Annotated in this window: 20 protein-coding genes and 1 pseudogene; 9 read left to right on the forward strand and 12 right to left on the reverse strand. The window is 65.2% G+C overall.

Translation table 11 applies throughout. The annotated features are described in order from the left end of the window. The 5 genes and pseudogenes from WS46_RS36520 to WS46_RS34275 all read left to right on the forward strand — a co-directional run. A partial coding sequence (locus tag WS46_RS36520; RefSeq protein WP_257130014.1) for an RHS repeat-associated core domain-containing protein occupies positions 1-643 on the forward strand: 643 nt, incomplete at its 5' end. Then, positions 640-1,035 (forward strand): hypothetical protein, encoded by a 396-nt coding sequence (locus WS46_RS19625; protein WP_059691478.1) that lies wholly within the window; start codon positions 640-642, stop codon positions 1,033-1,035. The genes WS46_RS36520 and WS46_RS19625, both read left to right, overlap by 4 nt. 415 nt (positions 1,036-1,450) lie before the next feature. Continuing rightward, a complete protein-coding gene (locus WS46_RS36525; RefSeq protein WP_257130015.1) occupies positions 1,451-1,663 on the forward strand; it encodes a polymorphic toxin type 8 domain-containing protein in 213 nt (70 codons plus the stop codon). Positions 1,664-1,677: 14 nt separating this feature from the next. Continuing rightward, entirely contained in the window at positions 1,678-2,061 is a 384-nt protein-coding gene (locus WS46_RS34270) for a DUF2750 domain-containing protein (protein WP_082725365.1), read from the forward strand. Between the two features lie 20 nt (positions 2,062-2,081). Beyond that, a pseudogene (locus WS46_RS34275) lies at positions 2,082-2,576 on the forward strand (RHS repeat-associated core domain-containing protein); the annotation flags it as partial. 477 nt (positions 2,577-3,053) lie between these two features. Here WS46_RS34275 and fliR read toward each other — a convergent pair. From fliR to WS46_RS19670, 9 genes are all read right to left on the reverse strand, one after another. After that, the gene (gene fliR, locus WS46_RS19630; RefSeq protein WP_059691479.1) at positions 3,054-3,836 is read right to left on the reverse strand and encodes a flagellar biosynthetic protein FliR; all 783 of its coding nucleotides are present in this window, start codon (positions 3,834-3,836) and stop codon (positions 3,054-3,056) included. Positions 3,837-3,864: 28 nt separating this feature from the next. Further along, positions 3,865-4,137: a flagellar biosynthesis protein FliQ gene (fliQ, locus tag WS46_RS19635; RefSeq protein WP_006750427.1), complete on the reverse strand. Its 273-nt coding sequence runs from the start codon at positions 4,135-4,137 to the stop codon at positions 3,865-3,867. Positions 4,138-4,153: 16 nt separating this feature from the next. Further along, positions 4,154-4,915, reverse strand: a complete 762-nt coding sequence (gene fliP, locus WS46_RS19640) for a flagellar type III secretion system pore protein FliP (protein WP_059465943.1) — start codon at positions 4,913-4,915, stop codon at positions 4,154-4,156. A gap of 36 nt (positions 4,916-4,951) precedes the next feature. After that, complete coding sequence (gene fliO, locus WS46_RS19645) at positions 4,952-5,512, reverse strand: flagellar biosynthetic protein FliO (RefSeq protein WP_156443160.1); 561 nt, start codon at positions 5,510-5,512, stop codon at positions 4,952-4,954. 5 nt (positions 5,513-5,517) lie between these two features. Then, positions 5,518-6,009, reverse strand: a complete 492-nt coding sequence (gene fliN, locus WS46_RS19650; protein ID WP_059531336.1) for a flagellar motor switch protein FliN — start codon at positions 6,007-6,009, stop codon at positions 5,518-5,520. After that, positions 6,002-7,000, reverse strand: coding sequence for a flagellar motor switch protein FliM (gene fliM, locus WS46_RS19655; RefSeq protein ID WP_059531334.1), 999 nt, complete (start codon positions 6,998-7,000; stop codon positions 6,002-6,004). The genes fliN and fliM overlap by 8 nt, the downstream gene beginning before the upstream one ends. A 22-nt stretch (positions 7,001-7,022) precedes the next feature. Beyond that, positions 7,023-7,559 (reverse strand): flagellar basal body-associated protein FliL, encoded by a 537-nt coding sequence (gene fliL / locus WS46_RS19660; RefSeq protein WP_059531331.1) that lies wholly within the window; start codon positions 7,557-7,559, stop codon positions 7,023-7,025. A gap of 179 nt (positions 7,560-7,738) precedes the next feature. After that, positions 7,739-8,461, reverse strand: coding sequence for an LrgB family protein (locus tag WS46_RS19665; protein ID WP_059531328.1), 723 nt, complete (start codon positions 8,459-8,461; stop codon positions 7,739-7,741). Positions 8,462-8,474: 13 nt separating this feature from the next. Next, positions 8,475-8,951, reverse strand: coding sequence for a CidA/LrgA family protein (locus tag WS46_RS19670; protein ID WP_059531325.1), 477 nt, complete (start codon positions 8,949-8,951; stop codon positions 8,475-8,477). 140 nt (positions 8,952-9,091) lie between these two features. Between WS46_RS19670 and WS46_RS19675 the strand changes: the two genes are divergently transcribed. Further along, positions 9,092-10,018, forward strand: a complete 927-nt coding sequence (locus WS46_RS19675) for a LysR family transcriptional regulator (RefSeq protein WP_059691481.1) — start codon at positions 9,092-9,094, stop codon at positions 10,016-10,018. A 57-nt stretch (positions 10,019-10,075) separates the two neighbouring features. On the opposite strand, the gene WS46_RS19680 is transcribed toward WS46_RS19675, so the two are convergent. Beyond that, complete coding sequence (locus WS46_RS19680; RefSeq protein ID WP_059691482.1) at positions 10,076-11,638, reverse strand: DHA2 family efflux MFS transporter permease subunit; 1,563 nt, start codon at positions 11,636-11,638, stop codon at positions 10,076-10,078. 174 nt (positions 11,639-11,812) lie between these two features. Beyond that, a complete protein-coding gene (locus WS46_RS19685) occupies positions 11,813-12,301 on the reverse strand; it encodes a MarR family winged helix-turn-helix transcriptional regulator (RefSeq protein ID WP_059531315.1) in 489 nt (162 codons plus the stop codon). Between the two features lie 176 nt (positions 12,302-12,477). Between WS46_RS19685 and WS46_RS19690 the strand changes: the two genes are divergently transcribed. From WS46_RS19690 to WS46_RS36115, 3 genes are all read left to right on the forward strand, one after another. Continuing rightward, positions 12,478-12,762: a multidrug ABC transporter ATPase gene (locus tag WS46_RS19690; RefSeq protein WP_082721891.1), complete on the forward strand. Its 285-nt coding sequence runs from the start codon at positions 12,478-12,480 to the stop codon at positions 12,760-12,762. A 275-nt stretch (positions 12,763-13,037) separates the two neighbouring features. After that, on the forward strand, positions 13,038-14,555 hold the full coding sequence (locus WS46_RS19695; protein ID WP_059691484.1) for an efflux transporter outer membrane subunit: 1,518 nt from the start codon (positions 13,038-13,040) through the stop codon (positions 14,553-14,555). Positions 14,556-14,794: 239 nt separating this feature from the next. Next, complete coding sequence (locus tag WS46_RS36115) at positions 14,795-14,953, forward strand: hypothetical protein (protein ID WP_179949172.1); 159 nt, start codon at positions 14,795-14,797, stop codon at positions 14,951-14,953. Positions 14,954-15,106: 153 nt separating this feature from the next. On the opposite strand, the gene WS46_RS19700 is transcribed toward WS46_RS36115, so the two are convergent. Continuing rightward, positions 15,107-15,895: a type II secretion system protein N gene (locus tag WS46_RS19700; RefSeq protein WP_059691485.1), complete on the reverse strand. Its 789-nt coding sequence runs from the start codon at positions 15,893-15,895 to the stop codon at positions 15,107-15,109.

The following is a 15,895-nucleotide window of genomic DNA, read 5'->3' on the forward strand; positions in this document are numbered from 1 at the left end:
CGGCACGCCGCAGGAGTTGACGGACGAGGCGGGTGAACTGGCGTGGTCGGCACGCTATCAGGCGTGGGGTGAAGCGCGGGAGGTGATCAGCGCGGCGGCGCGCAAGGCCGGGATCGCGAATCCGCTGCGGTTTGCGGGGCAGTACTTTGATCGTGAGACGGGGCTGCATTACAACCGGCATCGGTACTACGATCCGGGTAGTGGGCGGTTCGTTAGCAAGGACCCGATTGGGCTGCAAGGTGGACTGAACGCGTATCAATACGCGCCCAATCCGGTTGAGTGGGTTGATCCTTTTGGCTTGGCAAAGGTACCTGGTGGGGCAGGAAGAAAGCCACATTCGACCAAACCCAATCAGAACGCTAAGTGCCCGTGCAGGAATAAGTGGGAAATAAATCGTTTTGACAGGATATGTTCAGGCAATGTGCCAGGCGTTGGTTACGCTAAATACGTGCGCGATCCGGGCACAGGCATGTGGTGGTCTGAGGATCAAACCGGACACGGAAATAGTGCTTGGAAGGTGTACGACAAAAATGGCACATGGGTGGCCGATGCCGACGTCTATGGCGACTACATGAACAAGCACAAGAGTGATACAGGCAAGGACATTAACTTTAACTCGCTGAAGTGCAAGGATTCGAAATGATCCAGTCTGCCGAGGAATTTATTGCGCTGAGAGACAGTCGCATCAAGGACGAATATGACCGCGCAGCGACCGACGAGGCGTCTGTCTCAGTTTGGAGGGATGTAATCGTCAGATTTCCAGACTACAGAAAGTGGGTCGCTCACAACAAAACAGTTCCTGTGGAAATTCTGGCGGAGCTTTGTCAGTTCGAAGCTGAAGTGCGACGCTTTGTCGCCGTCAAGAGGAAATTGTCCAGAGAGCTATTTGAACTCTTGGCAAAAGATCCTGATCCGGTTGTGCGGCAAGGTATCGCGTCGAACAAAAAGGCTCCTATTTCGATAATTAGCGGCCTTATGCAAGATGAAGATGAGTCGGTCTCGTCAGTTGCTAGATATAATTTTGAAAATCGATAAGAATTAGAAACGAAAGGGCCGCTGACGCGGTCCTTCGTTCGTCTTCAGACTACTGACATGGACCGGTGTGGCCGGATAAAACCCGGCGCTAGACAAAAAATTGTGTTAACTCAAATATTGCAAAGCGGCGTGGAGTCGCGCTTGGGCCTTGGCGTGTGCCTCGGGAAAATCGTGTCTAGGGAAAAATTACTGACGTGGCGTAGGCGAAGGGCTGGAAGTCTTGCTGGATAAGAGATTGCGGCGTATACGAGGGGTGAGCGTGTCGGTGTAAAAAGTCTATCAATACGCGGAAAATCCTGTCCTGTGGACCGATCCTCTTGGGCTCGCCTCGAAGCTCGCATGTCCGATGTGCTGTGATGGCTCACATGGGAGGTCGAACAAGCAGGAAAGGCTGAAAGCGCTGGCTGACGACCCAATGCAGCCCAGTTGGGTGAGGGGCTGGATTCGGAACGAAATAAGGCACATCGAAACCGGAAATCGTACGTCGGTTAGATTGCCCGGCAACTCACGTAATTCTCGAACTCCCGGCATGGAACTCGCTTACGGGCGCGGGACGGAAGCAAAAGATGGCTATTGCTATAGGCACTCCGAATTGCAAGATGCTGTCCTCCATAAGACCCAACACTAGGTTGGAGGGTATTGATGAAACCTCACCCGAAGAAGATCGAGAATGTTCTGCGGCTCGATACTCAGGCGCGATGTGATTACTTTGTCCGGAAAGTTGCCGACTCCGAAGTTGTCTGGGGCCTATTCGATACTGGATGGGCGACCGGTACCTCGGGTGGTCATACGGTGATTCCGTTCTGGCCGGAAGAGGAATTTGCCGTCATGTGTGCCAGTAGTGAATGGAAGAACTTCCATCCTAAAGCTATTGCTCTGGACGAGTTCCTGTCGCGATGGCTACCCGGGATGGAGACGGACGGAAGAATTTGTGCTGCGTTTCCCGGAACTGAAGGCAAGGGACAGCTACTTTCGCCACAGGAACTTCTCGAATTGATCAAGCATGAAGTTGAGCAATACGAATGAACCTCACTGCCTGATCATTCGATGCTGAGACGCGTCTGCACTATAACCGGCATCGGTATTTCGATCCGGTGTCGGGGCGTTTCGTGTCGAAGGACCCGATCGGACTGGAAGGGAGTATCAATGTCTACCAGTACGCGCCCAATCCGGTCAATTGGATTGACCCGCTCGGGTTGCTGAAGCTCGGCTATGACAAGAGCACATGGAGTTGGAGCACACCGATCGGATTGAGCTACGGCAAAGGGTCCAAACAAGGCAACCGAATTAAGCATGTCTTGGAGCACGAGTCTCCTAATTCAAACAAGCCAACTCACGCAGTGTTCTGTACCTTCAAGAAAGGCGGTTCATTAGACTTGGTGGATGAGGCTTGGGCGAAACGCCGCCAGCCGTTAGCTAACGATCCGGGTGCTTATGTCGTTCCGATGGGCAGGGCTATAGGTAGTACCGGGGAGGCAAACATCAAGATAATCACTCGTCCTGGAACGAACGAGGTTATTACAGCTTATCCAGTGCATTGAAGGAGTGGAAATGATTTGCCCGCGGTGTGAGCAAGATGAGATTGTAGAGGCGCGAATCAAAGCGAATGAGCGCGTAATTTATATTTGTCCCGAGTGCGACGCGACATGGTTGTCGAGCAGCGAGATTAGTTCCGGAAGTTTCTTCGATTATGGGACTTATATGAAGTCGATTGGGCTGCCTCAGCTATGGGATGAGCTGGAAGTAATTAAGCGTATTTGATGACCCAAGGGCCACGAGTGCGGCCCTTGTTGTTGGTGTGATGAGTTGAAGTTCGGCGTTCAGACCGCGGTAATGGTGAGCGTGCCGTGTTCAACGTGATTACGGCGCTTCCGGCCAGCCTGGAAACCTGCATCTCGTACGCGTACGCCCCGATTTGCCCACTCACGCGCGCGTAGGCGACGCCAGGTACCGCGTGATCCGTGTGGAAGCTAACAACGATCGCCACACATGGGCAAAATCCAAGCCACGCTCCCCACCTACCGCCACCCCACCAGCACCCGCCCCATCGCATCCAGCCCCATGTCGAACAGATGCGCCACGAACGGCACGAGGTTCGGGATCATCAGTTGCACGAGCAACAGCCCGACCAGCATCGTCACCGGAAAGCCGATCTGGAAGATGCCGATCTGCGGCGCCGCGCGGTTCAGGATCCCGAGCGCGAGGTTGGCGATCAGCAGCGCCGCGACCACCGGCAGCGCGAGCAGCAGCCCCATCTCGAACACGGTCGCGCCGAACGCGGCGAGCGTGCGCCAGCCGGGCGCGTGCAGCAGGTCGGCCGACACCGGCAGCGACTGGAACGACGCGGCCAGCGCCGCGAATACCTGCAGATGGCCGTCCACGGCAAGGAACGCGAGCATCGCGATCGCGTTCAGGAAACGGCCCATCGCCGGCGTCGCGCCGTTCGAATGCGGGTCGAAGAAGGTCGCGAAACCGAGCCCCATCGACAGGCCGATGAAGTCGCCAGCCGCCTCGACGGCCGCGAACACGATCTGCATCGTGAAGCCCATCGCCGCGCCGATCAGAAACTGCGTGACGACGATCCAGATGCCCTGCGCCGAGAACACGGTGACGCCCGGCATCGCGCCGAGCGTCGGCGCGACGACCAGCGCCATGAACGCGGCGATGCCGATCTTCACGCGCACGGGCACGGCCGCGTGGCCGATCACGGGCGCCGTCGCGACGAGCGCGAGCATCCGCACGAACGGCCACAGGAAAGCCGTCAGCCAGCCGTTGAGCTGCGCGTAGGTGACCGAAAACATCGCGGCGGTACGGAGTCTGGCGTGCCGCTCAGCCGGCGCCGAGCGTCGCGACGTGCAGCAGCGTCTGCCGCAGGTAGTCGAGCATCGTCGTCAGCATCCACGGGCCGGCGATCACGAGCGTCGCGGCCACCGCGAGCAGCTTCGGGATGAACGACAGCGTCGATTCGTTGATCTGCGTCGCGGCCTGGAACAGGCTCACGACGAGGCCGACCGCGAGCGCGACCAGCAGCAGCGGGGCGGCCAGCAGCAGGCCGACCATCATCGCCTGGTGCGCCAGCGTCATCACTTGTTCGGGCGTCATCGCGCGCTTCCTCCGCTTACGTGAAGCTCTGCGCGAGCGAGCCGATCAGCAGCTGCCAGCCGTCGACGAGCACGAACAGCATCAGCTTGAACGGCAGCGACACGGTGGACGGCGACACCATCATCATCCCCATCGACATCAGCACGCTCGCGACGACCATGTCGATGATCAGGAACGGGATGAAGATCGTGAAGCCGATCTGAAAACCGGTCTTCAGCTCGCTCGTGACGAACGCGGGGACCAGCAGCGACAGCGGCACGTCTTCCGGGCCCTGCATCGGCGCGGCTTTCGAAATCTTCGCGAACAGCGCGAGATCGGTCTCGCGAGTCTGCTTCAGCATGAAGCTCTTGAACGGCGCGACGCCGCGCTGCACGGCCTGCTCCATCGGCATCGCGCCGTCGGAGAACGGCTTGTAGCCGTCGGCGTACGCGCGGTCGAGCACCGGCGACATCACGAAGAAGGTGAGGAACATCGCGAGGCCGACCAGCACCTGGTTCGGCGGCGTCGTCGCGGTGCCGAGCGCCTGGCGCAGCAGCGACAGCACGATGATGATGCGCGTGAAGCTCGTCATCATCAGCAGCATCGCCGGCAGAAACGACAGCATCGTGAGCAGCAGCATCGTCTGCACGCTCAGCGAATAGGTGGTGCCGCCGTTCGGGCCCGGGCTCGTGTTGAACGCGGGCAGGCCGGCCGCCTGCGCGCATGCGAGCGCGGGGGCGAGGCCGAGGATCAGCACGGGCGCGAAGCGCGCCGCGTGACGCAGGAATTCGTGTTTCATCGAGATGCGAATACGGAAAGAGGGCGCGACGCCATGTCAGCGGTCCTTGCCGCGCCCGAAGCGCTTCGCGGCTTCGCCCGCGAGCGCATCGCGAAACCGCGCGCCGAACGTCCCGGGCTGGCCGCGTTCGTCCGATGCAACGCCGGCGGGGGCGTCGGCCGAAGCCGGCGCCGTCGTGACCGCCGCCGAGCCGGCCGGCAGCGTATGCAGCAGCCGCACGTTGCCCGGCGCGACGCCGAGCACGAGCCAGGTATCGCCGATCTCGACGATCGTCGCGCTTTCCTTCGCGCCGAGCCCGACGCTCGACACGACCTTCAGCGGGCCGCCGCGCCGCGCGGGCTGGAACCCGAAGCGGCGCGCGAGCCACGCGCAGCCGAACACGAGGCCGATCACGACCGCGAGCCCGACGAGCGTCTGCAGCACCGCGCCGACGCCGAGCGACGGCACGGCCGAGCCGACCGTCACGCTCGACGCGATGGCGCCGGCGTTGTTCACCGCGTTCATGTCGGCGGCGCCGGCCGGCGCGCAGACGAACGACGCGGCGATGGCCAGCGTCGCCACGCTCGGCAAAAGGCGCGCGCCGCGGCCGGACGTCATGACGTTCACCGATTCAGCTTCCGGATGCGTTCGGCCGGCGTGATGATGTCGGTCAGCCGGATGCCGAACTTGTCGTTGACGACCACGACCTCGCCCTGCGCGATCAGGCAGCCGTTCACGAGCACGTCCATCGGCTCGCCGGCGAGGCCGTCGAGTTCGACGACCGAACCCTGCGCGAGCTGCAGCAGGTTGCGGATCGCGATCTTCGTGCGGCCGAGTTCCACGGTCATCTTGACCGGGATGTCGAGAATCATCTCGATGTCGTTGTGCGTCGAGCTGGCCGCGGCCTTCGACAGCGGCTGGAACACGCCGGCGCCGGTCGCGCCCGCCTGCACCGGCTGCTGGTTCTGCTCGGCCAGCGCGGCGGCCCAGTCATCCAGGCTCGACTCTTCCTCCGCCGCGGCGGGGGCCGCCGGCACGGCCGCGGCCGATTCCGCGAGCGCCGCGTCGGCGAGCGCCTGCGGGTCGAGTTCGGGCGTCGGGTTCAGCTCACTCATATCCACCTTCCTTCATCGTGTCGCCCGCGCTGATCATCTTCTGCACGCGCAACGCATATTGACCATTGAAAATGCCGTAGCCGCATTCCATCACCGGCACGCCGTCGACCTTCGCGGTGATCGTGTCCTCGATCTCCAGCGGCAGCACGTCGCCCGCACGCAGGTTCAGGATCTTCTCGAAGGTCGACGGGATCTCGGCGAGATTCGCGCTCAGCTCGACCTCGGCCGACTGCACCTGCTGCGACAGCACGCGCACCCAGCGGCGGTCGACCTCGAGCGCCTCGCCCTGGATCGGCGACGCGAGCACGTCGCGGATCGGCTCGACCATCGAGTACGGCATGCAGATGTGCAGCGTGCCGCCCGTCGGCCCGAACTCGATCGAGAACTGCGTGACGATCACGATCTCGTTCGGCGTCGCGACGTTCGCGAACTGCGTATGCATCTCCGAGCGCACGAATTCGAACTGCAGCGGCCGCACGCTCTTCCACGCGGTCGTGTAGTGCTCGAACACCAGGTTCAGCAGCTTGCCGATGATCCGCTGCTCGGTGGCCGTGAAGTCGCGGCCCTCGACGCGCGTGTGAAAGCGCCCGTCGCCGCCGAACAGGTTGTCGACGACGAAGAACACGAGGTTCGGGTCGAACACGAACAGCGACGTGCCGCGCAGCGGCTTCACGTGCACCAGGTTCAGGTTCGTCGGGATCGGCAGGTTGCGGGTGAACTCGCTGTACTTCTGCACCTTCACCTGGCTCACGGAGATTTCCGCCGTGCGCCGCATGAAGTTGAAGATGCCGATCCGCAAGAGGCGCGCGAAGCGGTCGTTGATGATCTCGAGGCCGGGCATCCGGCCGCGGACGATCCGCTCCTGCGTCGCGATGTTGTAGGGGCGGACGCCCGACGTGTCGCGCTGCTCGTCGACTGAATCGGTTTCGCCCGTGACGCCCTTGAGGAGGGCGTCGACCTCCTCCTGGGACATGAACTCCTGGTGGCCCATGCGCGCTCCTTGTCCGGCCGCGTTATTGGACGACGAATTCGGTGAACAGCACGTCGTCGACCTTCGCGCGCTGGTTGCCCGGCTGCGTCGGCTGTTCGATCAGCTCCCGCAGTTCCGTCGCGAGCGAACGCTTGCCGTCCGGCGTCGCGAGATCCTCGGGATGCTTGTTCGACAGCGCGAGCAGGATCCGGCTGCGGATCTCCGGCATGCGCGCGGTCAGCTGCTCCTGCGCCTTCGGGTCGGTGAGCTTCAGCGACAGGCCGACGCGCAGGTAGTGCTGCACGCCGTCGTCCGACTGCAGGTTGACGGTCAACGGGTCGAGCGGGAAGAACACCGGCGCGGCAAGCGGCGCGGGTTCGGCGGGCGCGCTCGCATGGCCGACGCCTGCCTTGCTCAGGAACACGTACATGCCGCCCGCGGCGGCGGCGGCCGCGCCCAGCGCGATGACGGCGATGAGCGCGATGCGCTTGAACTTGCCGGACGAAGCCGGCTTGTCGGCGGTCGGGTTTGCAGTCGTGGAGGCCATGTGAATGCGTGCGTGATGTCTCGTAGCATGCATTGTTCGGCATCCGGGCCGAGCCCGATGGGCGGAAAAGAGGGGGGAATTGCGGCTATCTCAGCCGATTGTCGGGCGGGTGTCGGCTCGATGCAGGGCGGGAACGGCGGGGTGAGGCGCAGCCGGCGGGCGCCGGGGCTGCGAGGCGGAGCGGGCTGGCGGCGGCGTCCACCCGCGCGGCGTCAGATCGGCAACAGCGACAAGAGCGGCGCGATCAGCACCATCGCGACGCCGGCGATCATCATCGTGAGGCTCGACACGACGCCTTCCTCGCTGCCGATCTCGCGCGCCTTCGCGGTGCCCACGCCGTGGGCGGCCGCGCCGAACAGCGCGCCGCGCGCGAGCCGCGTGCGCATCGGCACCAGCGCCAGCACGATTTCGCCGAGCAGCATCCCGCAGATGCCGGTCGCGATCACGAAGAGGGCGGTGAGGTCCTTCGGGGCATGGATCTTGTCGGATACGGCCAGCGCGAACGGGGTCGAGACCGAGCGCGTCATCAGCGAGCGCTGCAGCTCGGGCGACAGGTGCAGCAGCTTCGCGAGCAACAGCGACCCGCACACGCCCGCGCCGATCCCGACCGCGACGCCGACCGACAGCGACAGCCAGTGGCGGCGGATCAGGTCGCGGTACTCGTAGATCGGCACCGCGAACGCGATCGTCGCCGGGCCGAGCAGCCACATCAGCCAGCGCGTGTCGCGGAAATAGACCGAATACGGGATGCCGGTCAGCAGGACCAGCAGCACCAGCACGCCGGGCACGAACACGAGCGGCGAGAACAGCAGCGTCTTCCTGTACGCGTAGAGCCGCTTCGACACAAAATACAGGACGACCGTCAGCACGAAGCAGCCGACGGAAATCGCGGTATTCACCTGGTCGGCGGACAGGTTCGACAGCAGCGCAGGCATTCCAGGCTCCGGCTCAGTGGGCGGACACGGTGGCGAGGCGCGCGCGGCGGCGCTCGGCGAACACGCGCTGCGCGGCGAGCCGGCGTTCGAGCTTCGCGGCGAGGTCGACCGCCACCGCCACCGCGACCATCACGAAGGCGGTGCCGGCGAGCATGACCAGCGCGATACGCCAGCCGTCCTCGCGGAACAGCCCGCCGTACTGGACGGCCGCGACGGCGGCCGGCACGAAGAACAGCAGCATGTCGGACAGCAGCCAGTTCGCGCCGTCCTTGACCCACGCGGGCGCGACGCGGCCCGAAAACAGCAGCGCGAGCAGCACCGCGAGGCCGATCACACCGGACGGCACCGGCAGCCCGACCGCGCGCACCGTCCAGTCGACGGCCATCCACAGCACGCCGAGCGCGGTGGCCTGAAGCACGATCCGGCCCGTACGCGCAACGTTGCCCGAAGCGGCGGGGCGGGCGGCGGCAGTGGCGGTCGGCTGGGTCATGGCGGGCTCCATACAGATGTTTCGTCGATGGTGTGAGTATAGGGTTTCCCCTAACCATAAATAAAATGACTTGTCTCTATCCTTATCATTCCAATTCGGAATTCAGTTTGTGTTCGCTGCACCAACCTGGGGAGTGATCGATGGAATTGCGCGCGCTGCGGTACTTCGTCGAGGTGGTCCGTCAGCAGAGTTTCACGGCGGCCGCCGACCGGCTGTTCGTCACGCAGCCGACCATCAGCAAGATGGTGAAGGCGCTCGAGGACGAAATCGGCTCGCCGCTGCTGCTGCGCGACGGCCGGCAGATGGTGCTGACCGACGCGGGGCGGATCGTGTTCCAGCGCGGCCAGGACGTGCTCGCGGCGCAGGCGCAGCTGCAGTCGGAGCTGAAGGATCTCGGCACGCTTGGGCGCGGCGAGCTGACGATCGGCATTCCGCCGCTCGGCGGGTCGCTGTTCACGCCGATCATCGCCGCGTACAAGCAGCGCTATCCGAACATCGAGCTGAAGCTGTTCGAGCAGGGCGCGCGGATGATCGAGGCCGCGCTGATGTCGGGCGAGCTCGAGCTCGGCGGGCTGCTGGAGCCGGTCGATCCCGCCACGTTCGAGCGGTTGCCGATGGTGCGCGCGCCGCTGTGGCTCGTCGCGCCGCGCGAGTCGCGCTGGGAGGACCACAAGGCCGTGCCGCTCGCCGATCTCGAGCGCGAGTCGTTCGTGTTCTACGCGGAGAGCCTCGCGCTGCACGATGCGGTGCTCGACGCATGCCGGCAGGCCGGCTTCACGCCGTCGATCGTGAGCCGCAGCGGACACTGGGATTTCATGGCGGCCCTCGTGCACGCGGGCGTCGGCATCGCGCTGTTGCCGGAGCCGTACTGCCGGCGGCTCGACGCGCGGCAGTTCACGTGCCGGCCGATCGTCGAGCCGGAAATCACGTGGGCGATCGCGCTCGGCTGGCTGAAGAAGGGTTACCTGTCGCACGCGGCGCGTGCATGGCTCGAGGTCGCGCGGGCGACGCTGCCGATCGCGTCGGGCGACGATCTGGCGTTCGGCGGATTGCTGGCGCGGGAGTGAGACTCACCGCCGGGATGGAAGAGGAGCGGGCCGGCGCCGGCGCGGCCCGTCGCGCGTTCAGTGCCCCATCGCCGGCCCCGCGCCCTTCTTCGGCTTCGTGATCCACACGAGCGCCGCGAGCGCGATGAACACGCCCGCCGACAGGTGGAAGAAGTCGTTGGTCGCCATCATGAAGCCCTGCTGCGTGACGAGCTGGTTGAGCTGAGCGTTGGCCGTCTGCCCGACGATGCCGAGCTGCGCGAGCGCGCCCTGGTAGTCGGTCGTGCTCTGCGCATAGACGCTCACCGATTCCGACAGCCGCGCGTGGTGGTAGATCGCGTCGTTCTCCCAGAACGTCGAGCTGGCCGCGGTGCCGATCGCGCCGGACAGCGTGCGCAGGAAGTTCGACAGCCCCGAAGCGCTCGCGAGCCGCTCGTCGGAGATGCTCGACAGCGTGATCGTCGTCATCGGCACGAAGAAGCACGCGACGCCGATCCCCTGCACGAGCCGCGGCAGGATCACATGGTTGAACGGCACGTCGAGCGTGAACGTCGAGTTCCAGATCGACACGCCGGCGAACACGATGAACGCGAAGCTCGCGACCATCCGCAGGTCGAGCCGGTGCATGTTGCGCCCGATCAGCGGCGACAACACGAGCGCGAGCAGCCCGACCGGCGCGGTCGCGAGGCCGGCCTTGCCGGCCGTGTAGCCCATCACCGTCTGCAGCCACAGCGGGAAGATCACGACCGAGCCGAAGAACGCCATGAAGCCGAACGAGATGATCATCGCGCCGAGCGCGAAGTTGCGGTCCTTGAACAGCGACAGATCGACCACCGGTTCCTTCTCGGTCGCCTCCCACACGAGCATGAACGCCAGCGACACGACCGCGATCAGCGCGAGCGCGACGATGAAGGTCGAGTTGAACCAGTCGCGGTCCTTGCCGAGGTCGAGCATCATCTGCAGGCACGACACGCCGATCACGAGCAGCGCGAGGCCGACCGCGTCGATCCGCTGCCTGGTCGTCTTCGTTTCGCGGCCGCGCAGCAGGAAGTACGCGCAGGCCGCCGAAAAGATCCCGATCGGCAGGTTGATGTAGAAGATCCAGGGCCACGTGTAGTTGTCGCTGATCCAGCCGCCCAGCAACGGGCCGAAGATGGGTGCGACGATCACCGTCATCGCCCATAGCCCGAGCGCGAGCCCGCGCTTCGCGGGCGGATAGCTGCGCATCAGGATCGTCTGCGACAGCGGCACCATCGGCCCCGACACGAGGCCCTGCAGCAGCCGGAACGCGATCAGCGTCTCGAAGTTCTCCGCGAGGCCGCACAGCGCCGACGCGATCGTGAATGCGAGCACCGACAGCGTGAACAGGCGCACTTCGCCGACCCGCCGCGCGAGCCAGCCGGTCAGCGGCACCGCGATCGCGGACGCGACCGAATACGACGAGATCACCCACGTGCCTTCGCTCGTCGCGACGCCGAGGCTGCCCGAGATGGTCGGCACCGCGACGTTCGCGATCGACGTGTCGAGCACTTCCATGAAGGTGCCGAGCGCGAGCCCGACGGTGAGGAGCGCGAGCGCGCCGCCGGTCAGCGGCGCGGGTTCGGCGGGACGGGGCGCGGCGGATGCCGTGGTGGCGGACATCGGAATCTCCTAGACGCGGCGCGCGCGACGCGCCGGCACGGCGCACGGGCGCACGATATCGCGCGGCCCGGCTGGTTGGAACGGGTGAGGGGAGAGACGGAGCACGTGCCTTGTCATCTTCTGCCCAGACAGAGAAATAAGCGACTGCTTAACCTAGACATCGGGCCTCCGTGCTCAACAATCCGGTTCGTCGGGCTTCGGGCAGCCGGTGTCGCCGGGCCCGTTGGCGATGAACCGCTGCAGCAGGCCGGTGAGCAGCGCGAGCTCGTCGGCCGAGAAGCCGGCCAGCTGCGCGTTCAGCGCGGTCGCGATCAGCGACGGCAGCGCGCGGGCCGCTTCGGCGCCGCGTTCGGTCAGCGTCAGCTCGATCACCCGGCGGTCCTGTTCGCTGCGCGAGCGTGCGATCAGGCCCTTGCGCTCGAGACGGTCGAGCATCCGGGTCATCGAGCCGCTGTCGTACGACATCTTGCGCGACAGCTCGAACGGCGTGCGCGCATAGCCGCGCGACAACAGCAGGATCACGCCGATCTGTTGCGCGGTGAGGTCGTACGGCTCGAGCGCGCGGTCCATTCGCTCGACGAGCGCCTGCCGGGCCTTGGTCAGGTAGTAACCGAGGCTCGTTTCCAGTGCGATGGTGTCGGGATCGTAGAGGCCGCCGTTCATGCGAATTGCGCGCGCTGCAATAGTGCGTTTCAGGTCAAAACGCGCCCAGTATCTTGAAAATTAATTGCTTAGTCAATATTATTTCAGGCAACCAGTTACGACGTGCATGTTGCACTGCCGGAGACGATGTTCTGACCGCTTCGCCCGCGCTGCCGGGCACCCCGAGGATGTTCGCGATGCTGTTCCTGAAAAATGCCGCCGGCGCGCTGCGCCGCAACCTGACCGATACCGCTCATCATGTGTTCTCCGGGCCGCACCGCGGCTGGAAGATCGCGCTGTACGTGACGATGCTGGTGGTACCGGGCGGATCGCTCGCGGCGCTCGGGTTCGCATGGTTCGATCACCGCCGGCAGCGCAACGCGAAGCACACCGCCCGCCGCACGAGCCAGCCGGCGGCAACGGAGCCGTCGACATGGCGGTCCGCCGCCGATCCCGTCCCGGTGCCCGTGCACTGCCACTGACACCGCACCACCCCCGCCATCCGGACTGAACGTCGGCCGCATCCCCGCGGCCCGGCGCCGTCCGCGCCGCATTCGTTGCCCGCTCCGCGCGCAAGCGATCCGTAATGACCGGTAAACCGGCCGGCCGAGCCGGTAACACATTCGTGCCGCCGCGCACCGTACCCTTAGGGCTGCGCAGCTTTCCCGCCGTCAGTTACCATTTGTCCGCCAGCGGCACAACGACCGCATCGCGCGACGCCGCTCGCCGGCCATCGCGCCCAGACAGGAATACCACGATGCCGTACGCCCCCCTCCCGCGCGCCCTTCGCCCGCTGAGCGCCGCCGTCGCCGTTGCGACGGCCGTGCTGCTCGCCGGCTGCGCCGTCGGGCCCGACTATCACCGGCCCGACACGTCGATCCCCGCCGCCTTCAAGGAAGCGCCGGCCGGCTGGAAGGTCGCACAGCCCGCCGACCGGGCCGACCGCGGCCCGTGGTGGACCGTCTACAACGATCCGCAGCTCGACGCGCTGATCGGCAAGCTCAACGCATCGAACCAGACCATCGCGCAATCGGCCGCCGCGTACCGGCAAGCCCGCGCGCTCGTCGCCGAAGCGCGTGCCGCGTACTTCCCGACCGTCGGGTTGACCGCGTCGGGCTCGCGCTCCCGCACGGGGCGCGCGTCGACGTCGAGCACGTCGGGTCTCGGCAGCAGCTCGTCGATCGGCAACAGCTACAGCGTCGGTCTCGATGCGAGCTGGGAGCCCGACTTGTGGGGCAAGGTGAGCCGCAGCGTCAGCGCGCAGCGCGCCGGCGAGGCGGCCGCCGCGGCCGATCTCGCGAACGCGCGGCTGTCGCAGCAGGCGCTGCTCGCGCAGACCTACTTCCAGCTGCGCACGTCCGATGCGCTGCAGAAGCTGCTCGACGACACCGTGAAGTCGTACGGCGAATCGCTGAAGCTCACGCAGAACCAGTATGCGCAGGGCGTCGCCGCGCGCGCGGACGTGATCCAGGCGCAGACGCAGCTGCAGAGCGCGCAGGCCGCGGCGATCGACAACGGCGTCGCGCGCGCGCAGTACGAGCACGCGATCGCGACGCTGATCGGCGAACCGGCCTCGACGTTCTCGCTGCCGCCGAATCCGCTCGCGGCGGAACCGCCGATCACGCCGGTCGACGTGCCGTCCGCGCTGCTCGAGCGCCGGCCCGACATCGCGGCGGCCGAGCGCCGCGCGGCGGCCGCGAACGAGCAAATCGGCGTCGCGATTGCCGCGTTCTTCCCGACGCTCACGCTGTCGGCCACCGGCGGTTTCCAGAGCTCGGTGTGGTCGCAGCTGTTCACGCTCCCCGCGCGGTTCTGGACGGTCGGCCCGCAGCTCGCGGCGACGTTGTTCGACGCCGGCCTGCGCGCCGCGCAGACCGATGCCGCGCGCGCGACCTACGACCAGGATGTCGCCGCGTACCGCCTCGCGGTGCTCACCGCGTTCCAGGATGTCGAGGACAACCTCGCGTCGCAGCGCATCCTCGCGCAGGAAGTCGACGTGCAGCGGCAGGCCGTCGACAGCGCCGAGCACGCGCTCGCGATCGTCACGAACCAGTACAAGGCCGGCACGGTCGCCTACCTGAACGTGCTGACCGCGCAGACCACCGCGTTCACCGCGCAGCAAAAGCTCGCGACGATCGGCGGGCAGCGGATGGTGTCGTCGGTCGGGCTCGTGAAGGCGCTCGGCGGCGGCTGGGATGCATCGGACATGGCGCGCGAAACGGGCGATGTGGCGGCGCCGGTGCCGGCGAGCAGCGCGTCGGTCGCGCAGAAATGAATATTACGCTCGATTGAACGACTGCATGCCATATCGCTTACCAAAAGGACGGCGAAAATGGCATCTTTCGGTCACTTCCTAGAAAGGATAATCGAATTCGACAAAAATTATAAAACTTGATTTTCGTCATCTTGCAATTATCTCAAAATAAAATTCGCGAACTTATTAATGGCTCAGCCCATGAATTCATTGCATCAACACCATGATGCGAATTCACCATTAACAAGGAAACGACTGAAATGACTGCAAATATCGGAGAAAAATGCCCGCAGGGTGGTACGTGGTATCCCGTCGGAAATCCGAATGACACTCGCTCCATCGGTATCGGCAATATCATGCCGCCTACACCGAACGGCGAGCGCTATTGGGTTCTGAAAACGCCGACGGGCGACAAGTAAGTTACATGGGCCGGTTTTGCCGGCCCTTCGTTTCATTGTCCGCGCCATCGATATCTGAATCGATGGAGGGATCGACGTATTGCAACCCGGCCGGCAGTGACTTCCGTGAAAATCATTCCAGCCGATCACATTTGTTTGAGCACACTTCGCGCGTCAGCGCGTCGCGTCGCCGAAGATCAGCGACACCTGGTTGTTGCCGATCGGATGGCCGAGCAGGTTCAGCAGCCCCGCGAGGTTCGCCTGCTGCTCGGGCGCCGCATGCGCGGTGCCGCGAAACGAACCCTGGCCGGGGCCAAAGCTGCCGTGCCCGTCGAGGAACAGCGGGCCCTGCGTCGTCGACAGGTCGAGATCGGCGTCCGAGCCCTTCGCCTGCAGCACCGCACGGTACGAGCCGAGCGGCTTCACGCGCGACACGCGCGAACTCATCGAATCGATCGTCACCGTCAACTGGCCGAACGCGTTGTTGCCGATCATCCGCCAGTCGGTCCAGCCGAGCCGCACGTCACCCTGCAGATCGAGCGTGTTGAACGGCGTGCCGAGCCCGGCGAGCAGCGACGCGGGCACGGCCATCGAGCCCGCCGACAGCACCGCGCCGCGCCACGTCGCGTCGAGCGTGACGGCGTCGGGCATCGCCTCGGTCTGCCGCATGCGCATCCGCACGCGCCCGGTCAGGAGCGGCCAGAAGCCCGTGGTCCATTCGACCCGGCCCGGCAGCAGCGTCGCCGCGCTCTGGTCGGCGCCCGGCGCGAGCATCAGCGTGCCCGAGCCGTGCCACAGCGATCCGTCCGGATCGACGAGGTTGACGTGCCCACCGGTCGCGCGCGCGAACTGCGGGGCGATCCAGGCGGCCGGCGCGAGCGCGACGAGCGTCAGCGCCGTCGCGAGCCCGCCCGCCACCACCCACGGCAATGCGGCGACGAGCCGCCGAATCCCTGGCCTCAT

This window comes from Burkholderia sp. RF4-BP95, assembly GCF_001521985.1.
GTDB lineage: Bacteria > Pseudomonadota > Gammaproteobacteria > Burkholderiales > Burkholderiaceae > Burkholderia > Burkholderia diffusa.